This window comes from Rhodanobacter sp. FW101-FHT13A11, from assembly GCF_058790335.1.
In genome coordinates, this window is the sequence record NZ_JBYTCN010000002.1 from 91813 (window position 1) to 115755 (window position 23943).

Sequence of the window (23943 nt, forward strand, 5' to 3'; positions counted from 1 at the left end):
TTAGCACGGAAGGCCGTTCCGCCGCGCCACGACCGGTGCGGCCGAACCGCGCAGGGCGGTTGCTGCGAATCGTTCGCGTCGTTGCCATGTGCGACTCGCCGCGCATTTGACCACGCTCAAGTCGCCGGCAGCCCGGCGTCGGCAGACTGAGGGCGTCAGGACCATGACCGGCATGCCCGAATCCGGCATGATCCACGGCCTTGCACGAGCGGAGGCATCATGAACTGGAAGAACACGACAGACCGTTACAGCTCGCCGTCGGTGGCGATGCACTGGCTGATGCTGCTGTTGCTGGCGGCCGTCTACGCCTGCATCGAGCTGCGCGGCATGTACCCGCGCGGGAGCGACCTGCGCGAGGCGCTGAAGACCTGGCACTTCATGCTGGGCCTGGGCGTGTTCGCACTGGTTTTCGTGCGCCTGGCGCTGCGCCTGGCGGCCGGGGCGGCACCCTCGATCCGGCCGGCGCTGCCGCCGTGGCAGGCGCGCCTGGCCGCGTTGATGCACCTGGCGCTGTACGCCTTCCTGCTGGCCATGCCGCTGCTCGGCTGGCTCACCCTGAGCGCCTCGGGCAAGCCGGTCCCGTTCTTCGGGCTGCAGCTGCCGCCGCTGCTGGGCGCGGACAAGGCGCTGGCCGGTTCGCTCAAGGAGATCCACGAGACCATCGGCACGATCGGCTACTACCTGGTCGGCCTGCATGCCGCGGCCGCGCTGTTCCACCACTACTGGACGCGCGACAACACCCTGTTGCGCATGCTGCCGGGATCCGGGCGCCGGGCCGGCTGAGCGCGCGCGGCGGCGTCGCGTCGTGACGGCAAGGCCACCGGCGACGGTGGCCTTGCCGCGACGGCGACGCCTTCAGGATCGTGCGGGCAGCGGCAGCGGCGCATCGACCGCCACCACGGTGGGCGCCGGCAGCGAGGCGCGTGCCTCCAGCGAGGCCAGGAAGCGCCAGACGAAGGCCAGCGTCACCAGCAGCAGGCCCGGGTAGCCGACGCCGGCCAGCAGGTAGGGCAGGGTGGGGTCGGCCAGCACGCGCACCCGCGGCAGGTTGAAGCTGAGCAGGCCGAGCGTGATGACGCCGCCGAACACCCACATCAGCATCAGCCAGATGCCGGCCTCGAAGCCGCTCAGCGGACGGCCCCAGCCGGTGCTGCCGCGCGGCATCGCCACCTCGCCGTGGATGGCGCCGCGCGGGTCGGTGCCCGCCGGCGCACGCACCCGCCGGCCCAGCGTGAAGAGGTCGTAGGCAAGTATGCCGGCGCCGACCGTGAACACGATGCCGAACATCGGCAGCAGCAGCTTGAACAAGCCCATGGCGCGCGAGACGTCGCCGCCGAACCAGCCCAGGCCCAGGATGCGGTACACGTAGATCTGCACCGTGCCGCCCAATGCGAAGGCGAACGCCAGGCCGAGCACGCCGGTGAGCACCAGCCAGAAGCCGAGCTTGCCCAGCCGCTGGTCGTAGTCCGGCGCCTTGCGCATGATCGGCACGGCGTAATAGGCCGCGGCGATGCCCAGCATGCCGAAGGTGCCGAACAGCGCCAGGTGGGCGTGTCCCGGCGTCACCCAGGTGCCATGCGACCAGACGTTGGTCAGCGCGAAGGTCATGCTGAAGCCGAGGATGCCCGCGCCGATCTGCTCCAGCACCACCGAGCCGAGGATGAAGTAGAACGCCGGCGCATTCTCCAGCGGGCGCCGGTTGGTGTGCGCGTCGAGGTAGATGTGCCAGAAGCAGAACACCAGCGGCAGCGGCTCCAGCGCGCTGAACAGCGAACCCCAGAACTGCCAGAACTCCGGCGTGCCGATCCAGAAGTAGTGGTGCGCGTTGCCGATCAGCCCGGACAGCCACACCAGCGCCACGCCCCAGAACACCGCAAAGCCCACCGACTTGATGTCGACCTTGAACATCAGCACCAGCAGGAAGCCGACCAGGCTGATGTGGATCACCTCCCACACGCCCTCCACCCAGTAGTGCACGACGAACCAGCGGAAGTACTCCTGCAGGTCCAGCCGCGCCACGTAGAACAGCCCGAATACCCATACCGCCATCAACGCGGTCACGCCGAGGCCCAGGCCCCAGTGGATCTCGTTCCACTGGCGCACCGGCGGGAACGTGCGCAGCACCACGTAGGCGAGGATCGCGAAGCCGACCAGCACCAGCACGCCAGCGATGCGCCCGGCCTCCAGGTACTCCAGCCCCTGTTGCAGCCACGGCTGCCCGTGCCACCAGCCGGCGATGCCGTACTGGGCCAGGCGCAGGGTGAAGAAGTTCCACACGGCGATGAAGATCAGCGCGTAGAACAGCAGCTTGATCAGCCACGGCGCCACCATCTCGCGCCGCGCCAGCAGCGGCCCGACGAACAGGATCGCGCCGATGAAGCCGCACAGGATCCACAGGATGCCCAGGTTGAGGTGCTCGGCGCGGGCGATGTTGAAGTTCATCGTGCCCGCCTGCACGCTGGGGTCGATGTGCTGGGTGGCGAGGATCAGGCCGTAGCCGACCTGGAGGAGGAACAGCACCAGCATGAGCATGAAGAAGCGCAGGCTGAGCCGCTGCGTCTGGTATTCGATCTGCATCACTGCTTCTCCAGGGAGTGGAGGTAGGCCACGATCGCGTCGACTTCGTCGTTCTTGAGCAGGGTGTCGTAGCCGGGCATCACGCTGGCCGGGTAGCCCGCCACGATCTTCGCGTTCGGCTGGCGGATCGACTCGGCCAGGTAGGCGTCGTCCGCCACCACGCTGCTGCCGTCGGCGAGGCTGACCCGCGAGCCATACAGGCCGCCCCAGCCGGGCCCGACCAGGCGCTGCCGGGTCGTCGAATGGCAGGCGGTGCAGCCGTTGTCCTTCGCCAGCTGCGCGCCGCGCGCCACCGGGTCGGCCGGACCGGCCGCGGGCGGGGCGACCGGCGCGGCGGCGGCCGGCGCGATCGCCTGCACGCCAAGCGCCAGCCGCAGGCGCTCGTCGGGCCCGGCCTCGGCCTCCACCCGCGGCGGCCAGCCTTCGGTGTTCATTGCCGAGGTGTACTTGAGGTAGGCGATCAGCTGGCCTGTCTCGTCACGGGTCAGCGGCAGGTTGGGCATGTTGCTCGGCTTGCCGCCGCGCCGCGCGACGCGCGTCGCGGCGTCGGGAAACTTGCTCTCGTAGGCCTCGATCGTGCCGGCGCCGGAATCGGCGTGCTGCACCGGATCCTGCAACTGCGCGCGCACCGCGGCCGCGGTCGGCCAGCTGCCCGCCGATGGCAGGAACGCGGCCAGCCACGCCGGGCCGGCCTGCTCGTACTCGCGGGTGAGGTCCGGGCCCAGGTACGCGCCGTTGCCCACCATGGTGTGGCAGCCCATGCAGTTGTAGGCCTGGAACACGCGCTTGCCGTCCTCGGCCCGGTACGGGCCGTAGCTGACCGTGTCCGGCGTCACCTGGCCGCGCGACTTCATGAAGGAGAACAGGGACAGCGCGACGAAGGCCAGCGTCATGATGCCCAGCATCACGAACGCGCCGCGCCGCCGCGGTGTTTCGCAACTCTTGCCGCCGGTTCCGCAGCTCATGACAGCTTCGCCTTGTCGTCGCCGGCCGGGGTCGGCGCGGCGTCGTGCAGGAACAGGATGCGCAGGCTGCCGATGAAGACGTAGAAGACGTATACCGACAGCGCGAAGCCGACGCAGAAGTAGACCAGCCAGGCGGCATGCGATTCGGGCCAGTATTCGAAATCGCGCCAGAACGGCCACGAAAGCAGGAACGCGGCCACGCAGGCCAGCACCGAAATCGTCAGATCAGTGATCCGTTGCATCGCACGATTACCCCCCGAGAGTTGGTTTGACGCATGGCTGCGCAACGCCGAAAACCGCCGGACCCTCTCCCCTGACGGAGGGCCGCGCGTGGGACGGGGTCGACTATAGGTACGGCGTGGGGCCGCGCATCTGATCCAGGTCAAGCATTGCCACATCGACGGCGGGTATGGCGGGCGCGGCCGGGCGGCGGCGCCCCTGCATGCGCGCGGCGCGGGCGGGCGCGGTCGTTGCCGCGGCAGCCGGTGGCTCAGTCGATCTTGATCGGCTCGTGCAGGCCGGGCAGCCGGCAGGCGACGCCGCGCGCGGCCAGCACCTCCTGCATCGCCTGCATGCCGCGGCCGTATTCGCCATGCACCAGGAACACCTTGCGCCGCGGCGCGTCGCCCAGCCAGGCCAGCAGCGAGGGCTGGTCGGCGTGCGCGGAGAAGCCGTTGATCGTCCACACCTGCGCGCGCACCGGGATCTCCTCGTTGAACACGCGCACGCTGGCCGCGCCGTCGATGATCCGCCGTGCCAGCGTGCCCTCGGCGGCATAGCCGACGAACACCACGCTGCTGCGTTCGCGCCACAGGTTGTGCTTGAGGTGGTGGCGCACGCGGCCGCCGTTGCACATGCCGGAGCCGGCCAGGATGATCGCGCCGCCGTCTACGCTGTTGATCGCCATCGACTCGGCCGTCTCGCGGGTGAAATGCAGGCCGGGCATGGCGAACGGGTCGCCGTGCCGCAGCTCGTCCAGGAAGCCGTCGTCGAAGCATTCCGGGTGGCGGCGGAAGATCTCGGTGGCGGAGATCGCCATCGGCGAATCCAGGAACACCCGCACGTGCTGCGGGATCGCGCCGCCCGCGATGCCGCGGTGCAGGTAGTAGAGGATCTCCTGGGTGCGTTCCAGCGCGAAGGTGGGGATCACCACGTTGCCGCGGCGGTTCACCGTCTCGCGGATGGCCCGGTACATCTCGTCCACGGAATCGGGCACCGAGCGGTGCGGGCGGTCGCCGTAGGTGCTTTCCATCACCACGTAGTCGGCGGCCGGCGCGGGCGTCGGGTCGCGCAGCAGCGGGCGGCCCGGGTTGCCGAGGTCGCCGGAGAACAGCATGCGGCGGCGCTGCCTGCCGTCGTCCAGTTCAAGCAGCACCGAAGCCGAGCCGAGGATGTGGCCGGCGTCGAGGAAGCACGCGCTGACGCCGTCGACGACGTGCGCGGTTTCGCCGTAACCGACATCCGGGCCGAAGAAATCCAGTGCGTGCAACGCGTCGTCCAGCGTATACAGCGGCGGCGCCACCGCCTCGCCGCGGCGGTTGCTGCGCTGGGCGCGGCGCGCGTCCTCTTCCTGCAGGCCGGCGGCGTCCAGCATCACCACCCGGGCCAGCTCGCGGGTGGCGGCGGTGGTGAGGATGCGGCCGCGGAAGCCCCGGCGCACCAGCAGCGGGATCCTTCCGCAATGGTCGAGGTGGGCATGGGTGAGCAACAGCGCGTCGATGCCGGACGGGTCGAAGCCGAACGGTTCGGCGTTGGCCCGCTCGACCTCGTCGCTGCCCTGGAACATGCCGCAGTCGATCAGCACGCGGCGGTCGTTGCAGGTGACCAGGTGGCAGGAACCGGTGACCTGCTTGGCGGCACCGTGGCAGCTGTAGATGATCATGCGGATGTTTCCTCAGGGATGCAGCTCGCCGGACTCTCGCATCAAGCCCGTGCCGGCGTACTGACTGGCGTCAATCCGGATGCCGGGTTCTTAAGACTGGCATAAGCCGTCCCGGCTGCAATGGCACCCAAGGCAATCATGCCGAAACCGGAGACGCACCATGAAACGCTCACTCGTTGCACCGCTCTTTCTTGCCGCGGCCGCGCTGTCGGCGTCCGCCTTCGCCGCACCGCAATGCACCAGCGCACCGCGTGCGCAGTGGCTGACCGAAGCGGCGATGAAGCAGAAGATCCTCGACCAGGGTTACGCCATCAAGGTGTTCCAGGTCTCGGGCAACTGCTACGAGATCTACGGCAAGGACAAGGCCGGCAAGAAGGTGGAGATCTACTTCGACCCCACCGACGGCCGCATCGTCAAGCAGAAGGGCGGCTGATCATGCACCCGCGCGAGGACAGGCCTATGAACGCCACGGTCAAGGTCTGGGATCCGCTGGTACGCGTGTTTCACTGGTCGCTGGCGGGCCTGTTCCTCGCCAATTTCTTCACCGAGGACGGCGAGCTGGTCCACCGCGGGATCGGCTACGCCCTGCTGGCCCTGCTCGCCGTGCGTTTCGCGTGGGGCTGGGTCGGCACGCGGCACGCGCGCTTCAGCGACTGGGTGCCCGGCCCGCGCCGCGTGCGCGATTACCTGCGCGAACGCCTGGTCGGGCGTTCGCGGCGCCAGCTGGGGCACAACCCGGGCGCGGCGATGATGATCCTGGCCCTGCTCGCCGGCGTGCTGCTGGTGGGCCTCACCGGCTGGCTTCAGACAACGGATGCCTTCTTCGGCACCGGCTGGCTGGAGGAGCTGCATGAGGTGCTGGCCTACGGCGTGCTGGCCCTGGTCGGCGTGCACGTGCTGGCGGCGGTGGGCGAAAGCGTGCATTACGGCGAGAACCTGGTCGCCTCGATGATCCACGGCCGCAAGCGCGCCCTGGAGCAGGACGATGCCGGCGGCGGGAAGATGCGATGAATTGCCTCAGCCACGGCTGGCAGGCGGGCCGCTGAATAGAATCACGCCATGCGCATCCTGCTAGCCGAGGACGACCAGGCACTGGGGCGGGCGTTGGCCGATGGCCTGCGCCAGCTCGGCTATGCGGTGGACTGGATCACCGACGGCAACCAGGCCGCCGCCGCGCTGGCCGACACCGCCTACGCCGCCGCGGTGCTGGACTGGAATCTTCCACGCAGCAGCGGGCCGGCCATCATCGCCGGCATGCGCCGGCGCAAGGACGCCACCCCGGTGCTGCTGCTGACTGCCCGCGACGAACTGTCGGACCGGGTCGCCGGGCTGGATGCCGGCGCCGACGATTACGTGGTCAAGCCGGTGCATCTGGACGAACTCGCCGCCCGACTGCGCGCATTGCTGCGCCGGGCCGATGGCCAGATCGAGCCGGCGATACGCCTTGGCCCGCTGGAAGTCACCCCGGCCGCGCGCAGCGCCACGCTGGCCGGCGCGGCGCTGGAGCTGACCGCGCGCGAGTACGCGCTGCTGGAAATGCTGGTGCGCCGTCCCGGGCGCGCGTATTCCCGCGGGCAACTGGAGGACGCGCTGTACGGCTGGGACCGCGAGGTGGCCAGCAATGCGGTGGAAGTGCACATCCATCATTTGCGCCACAAGCTGGGGCCGGGCTGGATCCGCACTTTGCGCGGCATCGGCTATGCGATCGACCCGCCTGGCGGGCAGGCCGCATGATCCGCCCCTCGCTCAACCGGCGGCTGGTGCTGCGGCTGGTGGCCGGCATCGTACTGGTGTGGTGCGCCGCCGGCGGTTGGCTGGCCTGGCGCAGCCTGCACGAGGTCGACGAGATCTTCGACCAGATGCTGGTGCGCACCGCCGCCAGCGTGTTCGCGGTGATGCCGGCCACGCCGGCGCCGGGCGTGGCGGCGCGCCTGCCGGACCGGCAGGCACTGGATTCCGATGCCACTGCGCATCGGCCCGCCATCACCGTGCGCGATGCCGCTGGCAGGCTGCTGGTCCGCAGTACCGAACTGCCCGCGCTGAGCTTCGATCCGGGCGATGCGCACTTTCATTCGGTCGTCTACGGGCAGCGGCGCTGGCGGGTATTCCAGCGCTGGGATGCGCAGCGGCAATACTGGATCCAGGTGGCGGCGCCGCTGGACGAGCGCGACGAGCTGATGCGCAAGCTGGTGGCGCCGGCGCTGCTGGCCCTGCTCGCCCTGCTGGTGCTGGTGCCGCCGACGGTGTTCGCCGGCTTGCGCAGTGGATTGAAACCGCTGCGCAAGCTGACCCGCAGCCTGTCCGCCGGCGCCAGCCCGATGACGGTCACGCTCACCGACGAACGCGTACCGGTCGAGCTGGCGCCGTTCACCGAGGCGATCGACCAGCTGGTCGATCGCCTCAAGCTCAGCCTGGAGCACGAGCGCCGCTTCACCGCCGACGCCGCCCACGAGTTGCGCCACCCGCTGGCGGCGCTGCGGCTGGAACTGGACCTCGCCGGACGCGGCGGCGATGCGGCCACCCGCGCGGGGCACCTGCAGCGCGCGCAGGAGGCGCTCGACCGCATGCAGCGGCTGGTGACCCAACTGCTGCTGCTGGCACGCGTCGAGAAACTGGCCGAGCTGGACGACGCCGGCCGCCTGCGCCTGGCGAGCGTGGCCGAAGCCGCCCTGTGCGACGTCAGCGAACGCGCGGCGGCGCGCTCGATCGAGCTGTCGCTGGATCACGAAGGCAACGACTTCGTGCAGGGCAGCCGCGGCCTGCTCGGCATCGTGGTGCAGAATCTGCTCGACAACGCCTTGCGCCACGTGCCCGAGCACGGCCGGGTCAGCGTGCGCGTCGGCGGCCATGCCGACCGGGTCACCCTCGAGGTGGACGACAACGGTACCGGCTTTGCGTCCACCGACACCTCGCGGCTGGGCGAACGCTTCCACCGTCCCGAGGGCAGCCTGGGCGAGGGCAGCGGGCTGGGCCTGTCGATCGCGCAGGCGATCGTCGACCTGCACCACGGCCAGCTCGCCTTTGGCCGCTCCGCCCTGGGCGGAGCGCGGGTCAGCCTGAGCCTTCCGCGTGTCGCGACCCTTGCGCCGCATGCGCCCGACTACGCGTGACGCCGGCGCCGCTGCGCACAGGGGTCTTGCGGGCAGTTCAGGGCTGGCCGTGGAAGTGTTCCCGGAACGGCTTGCGGAATTGCTGGTGGCAGCCCAGGCACGCGCTCTGCACGTTGGCGAACGCCGTGATCGCGGCGATGCCGTCCTGCCGCTGTGCGGCCATGGCCAGCTGTTGCGCGGCGTCGTGGGCTTGTTGGTCGTAGCCGCGGAAGTGGCTGGTGTCCTTGCCCACGAAGGCGAGGATGCGCAGCTTCTCCGCCAGCGGCGGTTGCGGGTGGTCGGCGATGCGCGTCGCCACGGTCGCCACCGCGGGCCAGTCCTCGCGCGCGATGCCGTCGGTGGCGCCCTGCATGTCGTGGCCAAGGTCGCGCATGATCGTCGTCAACGCCATCGGCGCGGTTCGGTCCGGCGCATCGGCCGCGTCGGCCGCCGGCAGCAGGCTGCCGGCGACCATCATCAGGGCGACGGCGGCGACGCGTCGCGGTGTGGAAGTGCGTGGCGTGAGGGGCATGGGCGGTACTCCTGTGGGCTGGGTGTCGATGGGTGTCCGGAGGGTAGGCCGGCCTGGCGCGTTGCGCCGCCGGAAGCCGCGCTCATGCCGGCGGCTTGCCGTCGTAGAACGCGTGGATGGCGGCCACGGCCTGCTCGGCGCTTTCGACCACGCTGACCAGTTCGGCGTCGCGGGCGTCGAGCATGCCCTGTTCGATCAGGAACGCCAGGTCGCAGGCGCGGCGCCAGAACGCGCCGCCGACCAGCACGATCGGCAGGCGCGGCATCTTGCCGCTCTGCACCAGGGTCAGCACTTCGAACAATTCGTCGAGCGTGCCGAAGCCGCCGGGAAAGGCCACGAGCGCCTTCGCGCGCATCAGGAAGTGCATCTTGCGCACGGCGAAATAGTGGAAGCGGAAGGCCAGCTCCGGGGTGATCCAGCTGTTCGGCCGCTGTTCGCGCGGCAGCGTGATGTTGAGCCCGATCGAGCGTGCGCCCGCCTCGTGGGCGCCGCGATTGGCCGCTTCCATGATGCCCGGGCCGCCACCGGTCACCACCACGAAGTCCCGGCGCCCCTCGCACAGGAAACGGCACGAGACGATTTCCGCGAAGCGGCGCGCTTCCTCGTAGTAGCGTGCGCCGGTCAGCCGGTGCCGGGCGGCGGCGAGCGCGTGCGCGAGCCCCGGCTCGTCCGGGTGGGCCTGTGCGCATGCCGCGAGCCGCACGACTTCGGCCTGCGCCTGCTCTGGCGCGCAGGTGCGTGCGCTGCCGAGCACCACGACGGTGGAACGGATGGCGTGTTCGCGCAGGGCCACCTCGGGCTTGAGCAGTTCCAGTTGCAGGCGCATGCCGCGCAGTTCGTCGCGGGCGAGGAACTCGGCGTCTTCCTGGGCCAGCCGGTAGGCTGCGCCGTGCACGATCGCTTCCTCCCGCCGCCTGCTTTCGACGCTGCCGTTCATGCCTGGCCTCCGTCGGCGCCGCCCTGCCAGGGCACCTGCTGGCCAGCCGCGGGCACGCTCACGTTCCAGCCCGGACGCGCACGCAGGTCGGCGGCCAGGGCTTGGGCCGCCGCCTCTTCGCCGTGGACCACGAAGGTCTGCGCCGGCGGTCGCGCGAAGCTGGCGGTCCAGGCCAGCAACGCGTTCCGGTCGGCGTGCGCGGACAAGCCGTCGACGGTGTGGATCGCGGCGCGCACCGGAATATCCTCGCCGAAGAGCCGCACCTGGTCGGTGCCGTCGGCCAGCCGCCGGCCCAGCGTGCCCTGGGCCTGGAAGCCGGTGATCAGCACGCTGCATTCGGCCCGCCCGAGGTTGTGCCGCAGGTGGTGCCGGATGCGGCCGGCGGTGCACATGCCGCTGGCGGAGATGATGATGGCGCCGGAGCGGATCTGGTTCAGCGCGATGGACTCCTCCACGCTGCCGGTGAAGTTGAGGTAGGGCAGGTCCTTGCCGAGCGCGTGCCAGCCGGCGAGGCGCACGGCGTTCTCGTCGAACAGCTCCAGGTGCTGCCGTGTGATCCGGGTGGCCTCGGCGGCCATCGGCGAATCGACGAAGATGCGCAGGTCGCGCAGCCACCCTTCCCGGCTCAGGTAGTGCAGGTGGTACAGCACCTCCTGGGTGCGGCCCACCGCGAAGGCCGGCACGATCACGTTGCCGCGGGGCAGGGTGCGTTCGACCACGTCGATCAGCTCCTCCTGCGTCGCGGCAATATCCTTGTGCAGGCGGTTGCCGTAGGTCGATTCGACGAACAGGATGTCCGCCTCGGCGATCGGCGTCGGGTCGCGCAGGATCACCCGGCCCGGTTGCCCGAGGTCGCCGCTGAACACCAGCTTGGTGGTCCGCTCGCCTTCGCCGACCCAGACCTCGAGGATCGCCGAGCCCAGGATGTGGCCGGCGTCGCGGAAGCGGCAGCGAATGTCCGCGTGCGGCCGCAGTTCGCGCCCGTAGCCGTGCGGCCGTACCTGGCGCAGGCACGCCTCGGCGTCGCGCAGGGTGTACAGCGGCGCGGCGGCGCGCGGGTCGCGTGACCTGCTGGTGCTGCGCTGCGCGTCCGTCTCCTGGATATGGGCGCTGTCCGGCAGCATCACCTGCAGCAGGTCGGCGGTGGCGGCGGTGGCATGGATCGGGCCGCGAAAGCCGGCGCGCGTCAGCTTGGGCAGCAGGCCGCTGTGGTCGATGTGCGCATGCGCCAGCAGGACGAAGTCGAGGGTTTGCGGATCGAACCCGAACGGCCGCTGGTTGCGCTGCGCGGCTTCGCGCCCGCCCTGGAACACGCCGCAGTCGACCAGGAACTTCGTCGTTGAGGTTTCCACCAGGAAGCATGAGCCGGTGACTTCGCGGGCGGCGCCGAGAAAAGTGATGTGCATGGGGGTGCTCTCCGGGTGTGTTCAACGGTGCGGCGGCTTGCCGGGCGCGGGCCTGGCCGCGCCGGCGAGGGCGCGCGGCCGGCGCTCAAGCGGGTCAAGGTTGGGCGGCATGGGCGGGTTCCCTGGCGTCGTCGGGCCGTCGCTGGGCGGGCGGCGCGTCGGGTGCTGGCGGCCAGTCCGGGTCGTCGAAATAGCGTGGGTACAGTTCGAGCGCGTCGAGCAGTTGCGGCAACCCGTCGGCGGCGAGCACGCGGCCGAGCAGGAGGCGCAGGTTGGCGTCCATGCCGTCGCTGCGGGGTGGGTGGTCGACGATGGCGGCCACGCTGTCCTCGATCGACGCGGTGGCGGCGCGGGATTGCCGAGTCGACAGCGCACCTTCGGCCTGCGCCTCCTGCATCCACAGTGCGACGGCGCGGATGCGCCGCATGCCTTCGCGCAACGCGGGATCGGCAGGCCATCGCTGGCCATGGTCGAGCTGGAGCTGGCGTGGGGCGGCGGCACGGGGGCGGTGCGTGTCGCCGGCCGCAGCCTGCGCGCGGGACGATGGCGTTCCGGCCAACGCCGCGATCAGCAGGAACACAAACAGGGCCAAGCGCGAGTATCCGGAACGTGCGCGGCGCGCGCCGACGGCGCACGGGCGGTGTCCATGCAGGGGCAACCTTTCACCCATGGCTCGGCTCCCCATGTCGTACCGGTGGTTGCGGCTCGGCCGCGCCCTGGCCGCGCGTATCGGCGGCGGAATCCCAGCCGCCGCCCAGCGCCTTGAACAGCGCTACCAGGTCGATCGCCGCGGCGGTATGCGTGCGTGCGTAACCGTCTTCGGCGTCGCGCAGCACGCGCTCTTCGGCCAGCAGGTCGGTCAGCGCGATGTCGCCGGCGGCGTAGCGTGCCTGCGCGTGGGCGTAGCTGCGCCGCGCGGCGTCGAGGGCGGTCCGCTGCAGCCGTACCGCCTCCACGCCCAGCCGGTAGTCGCCAAGCGCGCGCTCCGCGTCGCCAAGCGCGGTCAGCACGGCCTTCTCGTAGGCGAGCGCGGCCTGCTGCTCGCGTGCCTCGCTGGCTCGGATCTGCGCGCGCACGCGGCCGCCATCGAACACGCGCCAGGAGATCAGCGGCATGATCGAGAAGCGCTGGCTGGCCGAGTCGAACAGCTGGCCCGCCTGCAGCGCCTGGAAGCCGCCGCTGGCGCCGATCGACAGCTTCGGGAACAGCTCCGCCGTCGCCACGCCGATGTCGGCAGTGCGTGCAGCCAGGCGTCGCTCGGCCGCGCGCACATCCGGCCGGCGGCGCAGGATGTCGGCGCGCTGGCCGACCGGGATCGGCGCCAGCGTGATCGGTGCAGCGGCGGTGTCGAGCAGGGCCAGCTCGCGCTCGGGCGGCGCGCCCAGCAACACGCCCAGGCCCAGCGCCGCGGCACGCGCGCGTGCCTGGATGGCAGGCAGGCCGGCCGAGGCGGCGTCCAGTCGCGCCTGCGCGGCATCGACATCGGCCTGCGCCGCGTCGCCCGCACGGAAGCGTTGGCCGACCAGGTCCGCCGTCTGCGCGAGCGCCTGCACCGAAGCTTCGCGCGCGGCCAGCTCGCGTTGCGCGCCGCGCAGGCTGAGGTAGCTGCGGGCCACTTCGGCAGCGATGCTGATGCGCACGCCGGCGGCATCGTCCTGCGCGGCCTGCATGCGCGCCTCGGCGCCTTCCACCGCGCGCCGGGTGGCGCCGAACAGGTCGATTTCCCAAGCCGCGTCGAAGCCGGCGTCGTGGATGGTCTGGTCCCGTGCCAGTCCGGGAATGGCGCCGATCGGCAGCGGACCGTTCTTGCTCTGCCGGCGCCGGGTCACGCTGGCGCCAGCGCCGACGGTTGGGGCGTAACCGCCGGCCGCGCGATCGCGCAGGGCGCGTTCCTCGGCGATGCGCGTCTGCGCCTGGCGCAGGTCGAGATTGTCCGACAGCGCGGTGGCGACCAGCCGGTCCAGCGTCGGGTCGCCCAGCGTGGTCCACCAGGTCGACAGGCCGGCCGGCGTCGGCGCGGAAGCGGCCGGCTGCGTCCAGCCGCGGCCGGTATCCACCTTCGGCGGCCCGCGGTAGTCGGGGCCTGCCGCGCACGCGCCGAGCAGCAGCGTGCCCAGCGCGATGGCTGCCGCGCGTCGCGCGCCGTAGCGGCGATTCGATGAGCGGGTCATGGCAACTCCTTCATGCATGGCTTGGGGTGGTCACTGCAGGCGGCTGCGCACCAGCGCCGTGGCCAGGGTCAGCGTGACCAGCGCGATCACTGCCAGCGGCCAGAGGTTGGCGAGGACGTCCGCCGCCGGCATCGCCTTGAGGAAGGTGCCTTCGACGATGACCAGGAAGTGGGTGAGCGGGATGGCCTGCGCCATCCATTGCAGCGCCACCGGCATGTTCTCCACCGGCGTGGCGAAGCCCGACATCAGCACCGCCGGCACGCCGATGGCGAAGGCGCCGAGGATGGCCTGCTGCTGCGTCGCGCTGACCGCGGAAATCATCAGTCCGATGCCGACCACCGACAGGATGAACAGCACCAGGCTCGCCAGCAGCAGGGCGAACGAGCCGGTAAAGGGGATGCCGAACAGGAACACGCCCGCACTGATCATGAACAGGCCCAGCAGGGTGCCGATCGCCAGTGCCGGCAGCGACTTGGAGATGATGATTTCCGGCGTCGAGGTGGGCGACACCAGCAACTGGTCGAAGGTGCCGAGTTCGCGCTCGCGCGCGATCGACAGCGAGGTGATGAGCAGTGCGCTGAACAGCGCCAGGATGCCGGTCAGGCCGGGCACGATGAACCAGCGGTAGACCAGGTTCGGGTTGAACCAGTGGCGCACAACCACCGGCGTCGGCGCCTGCGTGCCCGGCACGACGGCGGCGCCGACCTCGGCGGCGATGGTCGAGAGATAGGCCACGGTGATTTGGCCGGAGTTGCTGCGCCGGCCGTCGACCAGCACCTGCGCACGGCCGCTGCCGCCGGCGGCGATCGTGCGCGAGAAATCCGCCGGGATGGCCAGCGCCGCGATGATCTCGCCGCGGTCGATCAGTTCGTGCAGCCGGCGCTGGCTGTCCACCTGCCGGACGTGGGTGATGAAGCGGGCGCTGTCCAGCCGCTGCACCAGTTCGTGCGACCAGCGGCCGGCGTCCTGGTTGTAGACGGCGATATCGACGTTGCGCACTTCCAGCGTGGCGGCGAAGGCAAACACCAGCAGCTGCAGGATCGGCGGCACGAATACCACCATGCGGCTGCGCGGGTCGCGCAGGATGCTCAGGATTTCCTTGACGAACTGCGCGCGCAGGCGGGTGAAGCTGAGCAGGGAACCGGACACGGTGCTACTCCAGGTTCTTGCGCGTGGCGCGCTTGGCCAGCACGAAGAACACCGCGCCGATCGCCGCCATCGCCAGCAGGTTGGGCACGAATACCGCCCAGATGTCGCCGGCGAGGAACACCGTCTTCAGCGATTCGACGAAATAGCGCGCCGGAATCAGATGGGTGACGGCGCGGATCGGCGCCGGCATGGCGTCGATCTCGTACAAAAAGCCCGACAGCATGAAGGCCGGCAGGAAGCCGGTGAACAGTGCAATCTGTGCTGCCAGGAACTGGTTGCGCGCCAGCGACGAGATCAGCAGTCCCTGGCCCAGCGCCGGCACCATGAACACCGCCGAGAGCAGCAGCAAGGCCGCTAGCGAGCCGTGCAGCGGCACGCCGAACACGAACACCGCCAGTGCCGCGGCACCCAGCGTGGACAGCATGCCGAGCACGAAATAGGGCAAGAGCTTGCCGATCAGGATCTCGGCCACGGAGGCGGGCGTGGACAGCACCGCCTCCATCGTGCCGCGCTCCCATTCGCGCGCCACCACCAGTGCGGTGAGCATGGTGCCGATGATGGTCATGACGATGGCGATGGCGCCGGGGATCAGCGCGCGGCGGCTTTCCAGCTCGGGGTTGAACCAGTAGCGCGGCTCCAGCACCACGGCCTGCGCCGGTGCGGCGGCGCCGCGCCCGGCGCGCCAGGACTGCACCACGCCGCGGGCGTAGTTTTCCACGTAGTTGGCGGTGTTGGGGTAGGAGCCGTCGGTGATGATCTGCACCAGCGGCTCGCTGCCGCGCCGGGCCAGGCGCTGCTCGAAATCCTGCGGGATCACCACGTAGCCGCGCAGCGCGCCGGAGACCAGCTGGTCGGCCACCTCGCGCCGGTCATGGACGAAATGCGCGTCCAGGAAACGCGTGCCGGCAAAGGCCGCGCCCAGCGACTGCGCCGAGGCGCCGGGCGATTCCATGACCACGCCGATGCGCACGTTCTTCGCATCCAGCGACACCGCGTAGGCGAACAGCAGCAGCAACACCACCGGCAGCACGAACGCGATCAGCAGCGTCGAGGGGTCGCGCAAGGCCTGATGGCTTTCCTTGACCACCAGGGCCATCAGCCGCCGCCGGTCGAAACGCCGCGAGCCGGCCGGCAGCGCGCCATCGCGTTGCTTGCGTGCGGCGGCGTTCATGCGGCAGCCTCGATGTCGCGGTCGGCCGATTGCACCAGATGGATGAAGGCATCCTCCATGGTCGGGTCCCTCCGCTGCGGGGTGACCGCCATGCGCTTGAGCGCGTCCGGCGTGTCCAGCGCGATCAGGCGCGAGCGCGAAAGCATGGCCACGCGGTCGCAGTACTCGGCCTCGTCCATGAAGTGGGTGGTGACCATGATGGTTACGCCCTTGCGCGCCAGGCCGTTGATGTGGGTCCAGAACTCGCGTCGGGTGATCGGGTCCACGCCCGAGGTGGGTTCGTCCAGGAACAGCACGGGCGGGCGGTGCATCAGCGAACAGGCCAGTGCCAGGCGCTGCTTGTGGCCCAGCGGAAGGGAGTCGGGCGTGGCGGACAACCAGTCGCCCAGGTCGAAGGTGGCGATCATCTCCTCGATGCGCTCGCGTCGCGTGGCGCCTTCCAGCTGGTACACGCCGGCGGAGAACTCCAGGTTCTGCCGCACCGAGAGCAGGCCGTAGAGCGAGAACTTCTGCGCCATGTAGCCGAGGCGGCTCTTGGCCGCGCCGGTGGCGCGACGCAGGTCGAGGCCCACCACGTGTGCCTCGCCCGCGCTTGGCTTGAGCAGGCCGCAGAGCATCTTGAAGGTGGTGGACTTGCCGGCACCGTTGGGGCCGAGCAGGCCGAAGATCTCGCCCTTACGCACCTCGAAGCTGACGTCGTCGGTGGCGGTGAAGTCGTCGAAGCGCTTGGTGAGGCGGTGGCAGGACACGGCCACTTCCGTGCCGAGTTCGACCGGCGGCAGCCGCTCGGCCAGGGTCGAGGTACCGCCGGGGCCGCCGCCGAGCAGGTCGATGAAGGCGTCCTCGAAGCGCGCCGGCACCGGCGCCAGACGCACCTGCACCCGATCGGCCAGCGACTGGACCTGCACCGTGCCGGCGCCCGCGCGCAGCACGACGCGGACGCCGGCGCCCTGGATCACGCCGTCGCTCACGCTGGGCAGGTCGAGCGCCTCGGTCAGCACCGCCCGGCGCTCGGCGCCGACGTTCTCGAGGCGGAAGCTGCGGCCTTCGAGCTGCGCCGTCAGTGTCTGCGGCGGGCCGTCGAACAGCAGCTGCCCCTGGTTCAGCAGCAGCACGCTCTGGCAGCGCTCGGCCTCGTCGAGATAGGCGGTGGACCAGACCACGGCCATGCCCTCGTCGGTCAGCGCCTGCACCATGCGCCACAGGTCCTGCCGGCTGACCGGGTCGACGCCCACTCCGGGCTCGTCCAGCAGCAGCACCTTGGGACGCGCCATCAGCGCGCAGGCCAGGCCGAGCTTCTGCTTCATGCCGCCGGAGAGCTTGCCGGCCAGGCGCGTGGTGAAGGGGCCGAGCCGGGTGAACTCGAGCAGCTCGGCGAACAGGTCGGTGTGGCGGTCCGCGTCCATGCCGCGCAGACGCGCGTACAGGCGCATGTTCTCCATCACCGAGAGGTCTTCGTACAGACCGAAGCGCTGCGGCATGTAACCGCTGGCGACATGGATGGCGTTGTTGTCCTTCACCACGTCGAAGCCGGCCAGGGTGACGCTGCCGGCGTCGGGAACCAGCAGCCCGGTCATGATCCGCATCAGCGTGGTCTTGCCGGCGCCGTCGGGACCGACCAGGCCGGTGAGGCGGCCGTAGCGGATCGTGGCACTCAGGCCGCGCAGCGCCTGGACCTCGCCGAAGCGCTTGCCGACGCCGTCGATCACCACCGCGGCACCGTGCTTGCCGGGCTGCGAGGCAACGCTGGCGGGCTGCGAACCCATCTCAGTGCCCCCGCGCGGGCTTGCCGGCGGTGTCGACATCGATCGTCACCGGCATGCCCTGGCGCAGGCCCTCGTCGGCGTCGGACACCACCACGCGCAGGCGGTAGACCAGGTCGGTGCGCAGGTTGGCGGTCTCCACCGTCTTCGGGGTGAATTCCGCGCGCGGCGAGATGAAGCCGATCTGGCCGTGATAGACGGTCGCGGAGGAATCGGTGTGAATGCGTACCTTGGTGCCCGGTGCGATGCGGCCCAGATCCGCCTCGCCGACATAGGCGCGCAGGTACAGCGGGTCGCGCAGGCTCAGGCTGTAGACCGGCGTGCTGCTCGCCACCATGCTGCCCGGTTCGCGCACGCGGGCGATCACGATGCCGTTGCTGGGAGCGACCAGCGTGGCATCGGCCACCGCGGTGCGCGCCTGGGTCAACGCGGCCTCGGCCGCCGCCACGCGGGCCTTGCCGGCCGCGATGTCCTCGCGACGAAAGCCTGCGCTGGCCAGCGACAGCGAGGCCTGCGCCGCGGCCAGGTTGGCGGCGGACTGGTCGCGTGCGGCGCGTGCGGCGTCAGCGGCGCGCTGGCTGCTGGCGCCCGACTTGAGCAAGGTGTCCTGGCGCCTGAAGTTGCGCGCGGCCTCGTCCGCGCTGGCTTGCGCCTGGCGCACGTGCTCGCGGGCCTGGGCGATTTCCTGCGGACGGTTGCCGCTGTGCAGCTTGTCCAGCTGCGCCTGCGCCGCCGCCAGTTCGGCTTCGGCCACCGCCAGCTTCTCGCGGTAAGGTGTGGCGTCGAGCTGCGCCATGACCGCGCCGGCGGCAACCGCGTCGCCTTCGTCGAAAGCCATGTGGGTCAGGCGGCCGGACTGACGAAAGGCCAGCTCCACCTCGCGGATGTCGACGTTGCCGTACAGACGCAGCGCACCCGGGTTGCCGTGGTCGCGCAACAGCCAGAACGCCAGTGCGCCAGCCATGGCGAGCCCGGCGACGGCGATCACGATCCAGCGGGTCTTTCCAGTGGGGGGGCTCGGGGTTTTCATCGATGGGTTTCCGCGTGAGAGAGGCGTTCAGTGCGTGGGCGCCACCGGCGCAGCGGTCGCCGACGCGCGCCATGCCACGGTCGCGATGCCGGTCCACACCAGCATGCGCAGGATCATGGCGATCGGCGTGCGATGCTCCCAGGCGCCACCCAGAACCACATGCACTCCGAAGGCGAGGAAGACGAGCGCGGTTGCAAGCGCGATGGCGGACGCCAGCCATGCCGCCCAGCGCCGGCGCAGCCACAGCCCGACGCTGGTGGCGACGTAGGCGAACCCGGCCAGGAAATTGAACCAGAGCACGAACGGCACGTAGTGGCCGGCGGCATGGCGTGCGGCGCCATCGACGAACAGCACCGCCGCACCTTCTCTGAGGGTCAGCAGGCCGAAGCCGATGGCGAGCAGGGAAATCGGCCAGGTCCAAACGCCGCGTTGCTGGTGGGTAGTCATCGTCATGGCCCTCGGTTCGCCGGGGAAAGTTTCCGGCCTCGGTCGCAGTCGCGGCGTGCATGCACGTCCGGTTGGGTGGTCGGGCCAGGAGCGGAATGACCACGGCCGGTTTCGCAGCCGACCAGGCCACCGTGTGGCCGCAAGGGTGGAAAGCGCTTCATGGGGCACGCGCGATGCCGCGGCGGTAGATCGCAAACGCGCCCGGAGCTTCCTTGCGCATGCGGCGGGTGTCGCCGGCCAGCAGGGCCTGCATCACCAGGCCCTGGATGCTGCCGATGAACAGCGTGGCCGCCGCGGCCGGGTCCAGCTGCGGATCCAGTTCGCCGGCGGCCTTGCCGTCCTCGATCAATGCGCGCAGGCGCTCGCTGTAACGACGGATCATGGTCTGCACCATCCGCTTGGCGGCGGTGTCCTCGGCTCGCTGCAGTTCGCCGAACAGCATCCGCGGCACGCCCGCATGCTCGGCGACGAACGCGATGTGTGCCATGAACATCGCCTCGAGCGCAGCCAATGGGCTGGTGGCACCACGCGCGGCGCGTTCAACCCGCGCCAGCAGGTGATCGGCCACCCACTCCATGACCGCCTGCCAGATTGCTTCCTTGTTCGGGAAGTGGCGGAACAGGGCACCCTGGGTCAGTTTCATCGACGTGGCGATCGCCGCCGTGGTGATCTCGCTGGGGTTCTGCTTGGCCGCTAGCTTGATGACTGCCTCGACCGTGACCGCGCGGCGCTCGTCCGCAGGCAGATGTTTGCGGTGGGTATCCATCGAGGTGGTCCATAAAAGTAAGTAAGTAATTACTATCTTATCAAGACAAGGACTGCTGTCAACAGGAGCCGGTACGAGGGATTCAGGTGCGCCGGATTTTTGTCAGGACGACGGACGGGTAGTGGCGCCACGCTCGCCACGTGCGGGGAGTCCGGTGACCGGGATGGCACGCCATGATGGCCGGGTGCCGGCTGACAAATATCGGTAAGTTGCCGTGTTTGCGGTGCCGGGCGCACACGGTCGCATCAGTGCGCCACGGCCTAGCGCAGGTTGCCGCGCGTCGTGCGGCGCAAGAGTTCCAGCCAGGCGATGGCGGCGGCCAGCATGCCGGCGGTAGCGAGCAGCATGAACGTGCCGGGCACCGTCAGCCCCATCACGCCTCGGAAGAACGGCACTCCGACCACGATCGCCAGCATCAGCGCCACGCCGCCGAACATCCGTGGCAGCCAGGGGTTGCGCGCTGGCATGCGGCTCAGTGCGGGGCGCGACACGTCGCGGTTGGCCAGGGTCAGCAGGAACAGGCCGAGCACCAGGGCGATGAACACCGCGCTGCGGCCTTGCGCGGCGTCGAGGCCCCGACCGAGCAGCAGGCCGTAGCCGAGCAGCAGGATGCCGGCGAAGCCGAGCCCCTGGATCACCGCATGGCGCAGGTTGGCAGCGGCGAACGGGGAATCCGATGGCGCGCGCGGCGGTCGCCGCATGATGTCGGCGGCGGCGGGTTCGGCCTCGAACACCACCGAGCAGGCCGGGTCGATCAGCAGCTCAAGCAGCACGATGTGCACCGGCATCAGCAGCACCGGCCAGTGCAGCAGGGTCGGCACCAGCGCCAGCACGATGATCGGCATGTGCACGGCGAACACGAAGCGGGTGGCCTTGGTGATGTTGTCGTAGATGCGCCGGCCCTGGCGGATCGCCGCCACGATGCTGGCGAAGCTGTCGTCCAGCAGCACCAGCGCGGCCGCCTCGCGCGCCACGTCGGTGCCGCGCTCGCCCATCGCCACGCCGACGTCGGCGGCCTTCAGCGCGGGGGCATCGTTGACGCCGTCGCCGGTCATCGCCACCACCTCGCCGCCGTCCCGCAGCAGCTGCACCAGGCGCAGCTTCTGCTCGGGCTTGAGCCGCGCGCACAGGTCGACCTGGCGCAGGCGTTCGCGCAACGCGGCGTCGTCCAGCACGGCCATCTCCGCGCCGGTGATGACCTCGGCGCGTTCGCTCAGCCCGACCTGGCGGGCGATCGCGCGCGCGGTGGCGGGATGGTCGCCGGTCATCATGATGATGCGCACGCCGGCATCGCGGCATTCGGCGATCGCCACCGGCACTTCCGGGCGCGGCGGATCGACGAAGCCGACCAGGCCGAGGAAGCGGAAGTTGAAATCGTGCTGGCTGCGCGGCCATGCCGCGCCTTGCCATTCGCCGCGGGCCACGCCGAGCACGCGCAGGCCGCGTTCGGCCATCGCCTCCACCTGGCGCAGGATGGCCGCGGCGTCGGCATCGCCCAGGTGGCACAGGTCGATCACCGCCTCCGGCGCGCCCTTGGTGGCCAGCAGGTGCGCGTGGCGCGCGTCGCCGCGGAACACGTGGGTCATCGCCAGGATGTCGGGCGACAGCGCGTATCCGAATTCCGGCGTCCACTCGGCGTGCACGTGCTCGGTATCGGTGAGCCAGTACAGCCCGAACTGCTGGATCGCCTTCTCCATCGGATCGAACGGGTCGGCCGGCGTCGCCAGCATGGCGAACTCGACCAGTTCGTGGAACGGCTCGGGCAGCTCAGCCGCCTCCTCGCCGTGGCAGCTGTCGTCGACCAGGCGCAGCTCGGCCACCTGCATGCGGTTCTGCGTCAGCGTGCCGGTCTTGTCGACCGCCAGCACCGAGATCGCGCCCAGCGCCTCCACCGCCGGCACGCGGCGGGTCAGCACCTTCTGCTTCGAGATCCGCCACGCGCCCAGCGCGAGGAACACGGTGAGGATCACCGGGATCTCTTCCGGCAAGATCGCCATGGTCAGCGCGATGCCGGCCAGCACGCTTTGCAGCAGGCCGTGGCCGTCCCACAGCCAGCCGAGCAGGGCATATGCCGCGGCGAGCAGCAGTCCGCCGACGGTGAGATTGCGGATCAGCCGGCGCGAGGCCTGCTGCAGGCCGGACACCGGTTCGACGGTATCGGCCAGCGCCTGGCCGATGCGGCCCACCGCGGTGGCGCCGGCCACGGCATGCACCTCGGCGACGCCCACGCCCTTGGTCACCACGGTGCTGGCGAACAGCTGGCCGGCCTCCCCGCCCGGCAGCTTGGTGGCCGGCACCGCCTCACCGGTGAGCAGCGACTCGTTGACGTCCAGGTGGCCGTCCAGCAGCACGGCATCGGCGGCGACGCGGTCGCCTTCGTGCAGCACCAGCAGGTCGCCCACCACCACCTCGCGGCCGGGGATGCGGATCTCCGCGCCGCCGCGGATCACCAGCGCGCGCGGGGCGGACAGCTCGCGCAGCGATTCCAGCGCCCGCTGGGTCTTGCGCTCCTGCGCCAGCGTGATACCGATGATCACGAACACGAACGACAGCAGGAACGCCGCCTCGGCACGGTCGCCCAGCGCCAGGTACAGGCCGCCGGCCACCAGCAGCATCAGGAACATCGGTTCCAGCAACACGCCGGCGACCATCGACCACAGCGTCCGCGGCGCGCTGCCGGGCAGCAGGTTCGGTCCGTGTTCGGCCAGCCGGCGTGCGGCCTCCGCCGGGTCCAGCCCGGCCAGGTTGGCGGGGCGGGGCGGCCTGGTGGCGCTCATGCGCGTTTGCGCCGCGCGCCGGGCGGCAAGGCGTGCGGCGCGCGGGAACGGCTCAGCGGCAAACCAGCACCGGCACGTCGCCGTTCAAGATCACCTTGTGCGTTTCGCTGCCCAGCAGCAGCCGGTCGAAGCCGCGCCAGCCGTGCGAGGCCATCACGATCAGGTCGCACTGGTGCTTCCTGGCGGCGCCGACGATGGCGGCGAAGGGGCGCGCATCCGTTTCGTGGCTGCTCTCGCAGGGGACACCGGCCGCTTCCGCCCGCCGGCGCACCTCCGCCAGGTAGCCTTCCGCGTTGGCCACCGCCTCGCGGGTATAGGCCGCCTCGCTGGCCTGGATGAACTCGGCGAAGTAGACGGTGGCGGGGAACGGCACCAGCACGTGGAAGGCGTGCACGCGGGCGCCCAGCCGCGCCGCCAGTTCGATGCCGGTGTCGACCGCGCGCAGCGACAGCTCGGAGCCGTCGGTGGGCAGCAGGATGTGCTTGAACATGAGGGGATACTCCGTGGGGGAAAGCGTCAGCGGCAGGTATAGCCGCCGTCGATGACCAGCTCGCTGCCGGTGACGAATTTCGATTCGTCGGAGGCAAGATAGACCACGCCCCACGCGATGTCGTCCGGCTCGCCCAGGTGGCCGAGCGGATGCAGTGCGCCGACCTCGCGCCGGTGTTGCGCGGGGTCGCCGCCCATCGAGGCGAGGTGCTGCTCCACCATCGGCGTCCAGATGAAGCCGGGGTGGATCGAGTTGACCCGGATGCGGTCGGCCGCGTACAGCATCGCGTCGGTCTTGCTCATCAGCCGCACCGCGCCCTTGGACGCATGGTACGGCGGCGAGTCCGCCGCGCCGACCAGGCCGTAAATCGACGACAGGTTGATGATGCTGCCGCCGCCGGCCGCGCGCAGCGGCGCGATCGCATGCTTGGTGCAGAAGAACACGCCCTTCACGTTGATCGCCTGTACCCGGTCCCATTCCGCCTCGGTGAGTTCGTGGGTGGGCTTGTTCGCTCCGGCGATGCCGGCGTTGTTGACCAGGACGTCCAGACGTCCGAACGCCGCCACCGCGCCGGCGACCGCCGCCGCCACCTCGGCCTCCACCGATACGTCGGCGTGGAAAAAGCGCGCGGCCGCGCCGAGGCGGGCAGCCAGCTGCCGCCCCGGTTCGTCGTGCAGGTCGACGATGGCGACCCGCGCCCCCGCCTCCGCCAGCCGCGCCGCGCAGGCGGCGCCGATGCCCACGGCGCCGCCGGTCACCAGTGCCACCTTGCCATCGAGCCTGCCCATCAG

The 23943-nt window shown here is 70.5% G+C and carries 23 protein-coding genes; 5 read left to right on the forward strand and 18 right to left on the reverse strand.

From position 1 onward, the window contains the following. Positions 1-219: 219 nt before the first annotated feature. Positions 220-783, forward strand: a complete 564-nt coding sequence (locus AC3WRN_RS02965; protein ID WP_068097393.1) for a cytochrome b — start codon at positions 220-222, stop codon at positions 781-783. 72 nt (positions 784-855) lie between these two features. On the opposite strand, the gene AC3WRN_RS02970 is transcribed toward AC3WRN_RS02965, so the two are convergent. The 4 genes from AC3WRN_RS02970 to AC3WRN_RS02985 all read right to left on the reverse strand — a co-directional run bounded on the left by AC3WRN_RS02970 (position 856) and on the right by AC3WRN_RS02985 (position 5424). Further along, entirely contained in the window at positions 856-2577 is a 1722-nt protein-coding gene (locus AC3WRN_RS02970) for a cbb3-type cytochrome c oxidase subunit I (RefSeq protein WP_068097390.1), read from the reverse strand. Continuing rightward, complete coding sequence (locus AC3WRN_RS02975) at positions 2577-3542, reverse strand: c-type cytochrome (RefSeq protein ID WP_082823623.1); 966 nt, start codon at positions 3540-3542, stop codon at positions 2577-2579. The genes AC3WRN_RS02970 and AC3WRN_RS02975 overlap by 1 nt, the downstream gene beginning before the upstream one ends. Beyond that, complete coding sequence (locus AC3WRN_RS02980) at positions 3539-3784, reverse strand: hypothetical protein (protein WP_068097388.1); 246 nt, start codon at positions 3782-3784, stop codon at positions 3539-3541. Before AC3WRN_RS02980 ends, AC3WRN_RS02975 begins: the two co-directional genes overlap by 4 nt. Positions 3785-4032: 248 nt before the next feature. Next, entirely contained in the window at positions 4033-5424 is a 1392-nt protein-coding gene (locus AC3WRN_RS02985; RefSeq protein ID WP_492621822.1) for an MBL fold metallo-hydrolase, read from the reverse strand. Between the two features lie 160 nt (positions 5425-5584). Between AC3WRN_RS02985 and AC3WRN_RS02990 the strand changes: the two genes are divergently transcribed. From AC3WRN_RS02990 to AC3WRN_RS03005, 4 genes are read left to right on the forward strand one after another with little or no spacing between them, the layout of a single operon-like run. Next, positions 5585-5857 (forward strand): PepSY domain-containing protein, encoded by a 273-nt coding sequence (locus AC3WRN_RS02990; RefSeq protein ID WP_063089599.1) that lies wholly within the window; start codon positions 5585-5587, stop codon positions 5855-5857. A gap of 26 nt (positions 5858-5883) precedes the next feature. Then, complete coding sequence (locus AC3WRN_RS02995; protein ID WP_492621823.1) at positions 5884-6435, forward strand: cytochrome b/b6 domain-containing protein; 552 nt, start codon at positions 5884-5886, stop codon at positions 6433-6435. Positions 6436-6483: 48 nt separating this feature from the next. Continuing rightward, complete coding sequence (locus tag AC3WRN_RS03000; protein WP_492621824.1) at positions 6484-7158, forward strand: response regulator; 675 nt, start codon at positions 6484-6486, stop codon at positions 7156-7158. Next, positions 7155-8534: an ATP-binding protein gene (locus AC3WRN_RS03005; RefSeq protein WP_492621825.1), complete on the forward strand. Its 1380-nt coding sequence runs from the start codon at positions 7155-7157 to the stop codon at positions 8532-8534. Before AC3WRN_RS03000 ends, AC3WRN_RS03005 begins: the two co-directional genes overlap by 4 nt. A 37-nt stretch (positions 8535-8571) precedes the next feature. Here AC3WRN_RS03005 and AC3WRN_RS03010 read toward each other — a convergent pair whose 3' ends face one another. The 14 genes from AC3WRN_RS03010 to AC3WRN_RS03075 all read right to left on the reverse strand — a co-directional run bounded on the left by AC3WRN_RS03010 (position 8572) and on the right by AC3WRN_RS03075 (position 23940). Beyond that, positions 8572-9045, reverse strand: coding sequence for a cytochrome c (locus tag AC3WRN_RS03010; protein WP_492621826.1), 474 nt, complete (start codon positions 9043-9045; stop codon positions 8572-8574). Between the two features lie 82 nt (positions 9046-9127). After that, on the reverse strand, positions 9128-9982 hold the full coding sequence (locus AC3WRN_RS03015) for an LOG family protein (RefSeq protein ID WP_492621827.1): 855 nt from the start codon (positions 9980-9982) through the stop codon (positions 9128-9130). After that, positions 9979-11388 carry an MBL fold metallo-hydrolase RNA specificity domain-containing protein gene (locus AC3WRN_RS03020; protein ID WP_492621828.1) on the reverse strand — a complete coding sequence of 470 codons (1410 nt, stop codon included), beginning with the start codon at positions 11386-11388 and terminating at the stop codon, positions 9979-9981. Before AC3WRN_RS03020 ends, AC3WRN_RS03015 begins: the two co-directional genes overlap by 4 nt. Positions 11389-11482: 94 nt before the next feature. Next, positions 11483-11980: a hypothetical protein gene (locus AC3WRN_RS03025; RefSeq protein WP_492621829.1), complete on the reverse strand. Its 498-nt coding sequence runs from the start codon at positions 11978-11980 to the stop codon at positions 11483-11485. 70 nt (positions 11981-12050) lie between these two features. Beyond that, complete coding sequence (locus AC3WRN_RS03030; protein WP_492621830.1) at positions 12051-13559, reverse strand: efflux transporter outer membrane subunit; 1509 nt, start codon at positions 13557-13559, stop codon at positions 12051-12053. A 30-nt stretch (positions 13560-13589) separates the two neighbouring features. Further along, positions 13590-14708 carry an ABC transporter permease gene (locus AC3WRN_RS03035; RefSeq protein WP_492621831.1) on the reverse strand — a complete coding sequence of 373 codons (1119 nt, stop codon included), beginning with the start codon at positions 14706-14708 and terminating at the stop codon, positions 13590-13592. A gap of 4 nt (positions 14709-14712) precedes the next feature. Beyond that, positions 14713-15879: an ABC transporter permease gene (locus tag AC3WRN_RS03040; RefSeq protein ID WP_492621832.1), complete on the reverse strand. Its 1167-nt coding sequence runs from the start codon at positions 15877-15879 to the stop codon at positions 14713-14715. Further along, the gene (locus tag AC3WRN_RS03045; RefSeq protein ID WP_492621833.1) at positions 15876-17645 is read right to left on the reverse strand and encodes an ATP-binding cassette domain-containing protein; all 1770 of its coding nucleotides are present in this window, start codon (positions 17643-17645) and stop codon (positions 15876-15878) included. Before AC3WRN_RS03045 ends, AC3WRN_RS03040 begins: the two co-directional genes overlap by 4 nt. A 1-nt stretch (position 17646) precedes the next feature. After that, positions 17647-18672 carry a secretion protein HlyD gene (gene hlyD / locus AC3WRN_RS03050; protein ID WP_492621834.1) on the reverse strand — a complete coding sequence of 342 codons (1026 nt, stop codon included), beginning with the start codon at positions 18670-18672 and terminating at the stop codon, positions 17647-17649. A gap of 27 nt (positions 18673-18699) precedes the next feature. After that, on the reverse strand, positions 18700-19125 hold the full coding sequence (locus AC3WRN_RS03055) for a hypothetical protein (RefSeq protein ID WP_492621835.1): 426 nt from the start codon (positions 19123-19125) through the stop codon (positions 18700-18702). Between the two features lie 151 nt (positions 19126-19276). Beyond that, the gene (locus tag AC3WRN_RS03060; RefSeq protein ID WP_492621836.1) at positions 19277-19885 is read right to left on the reverse strand and encodes a TetR/AcrR family transcriptional regulator; all 609 of its coding nucleotides are present in this window, start codon (positions 19883-19885) and stop codon (positions 19277-19279) included. A gap of 260 nt (positions 19886-20145) precedes the next feature. Continuing rightward, on the reverse strand, positions 20146-22662 hold the full coding sequence (locus AC3WRN_RS03065) for a cation-translocating P-type ATPase (RefSeq protein WP_492621837.1): 2517 nt from the start codon (positions 22660-22662) through the stop codon (positions 20146-20148). A 52-nt stretch (positions 22663-22714) separates the two neighbouring features. Beyond that, on the reverse strand, positions 22715-23152 hold the full coding sequence (locus tag AC3WRN_RS03070; RefSeq protein WP_068097363.1) for a universal stress protein: 438 nt from the start codon (positions 23150-23152) through the stop codon (positions 22715-22717). A gap of 26 nt (positions 23153-23178) precedes the next feature. After that, the gene (locus AC3WRN_RS03075; protein WP_492621838.1) at positions 23179-23940 is read right to left on the reverse strand and encodes a glucose 1-dehydrogenase; all 762 of its coding nucleotides are present in this window, start codon (positions 23938-23940) and stop codon (positions 23179-23181) included. Between the last annotated feature and the right edge of the window lie 3 nt (positions 23941-23943).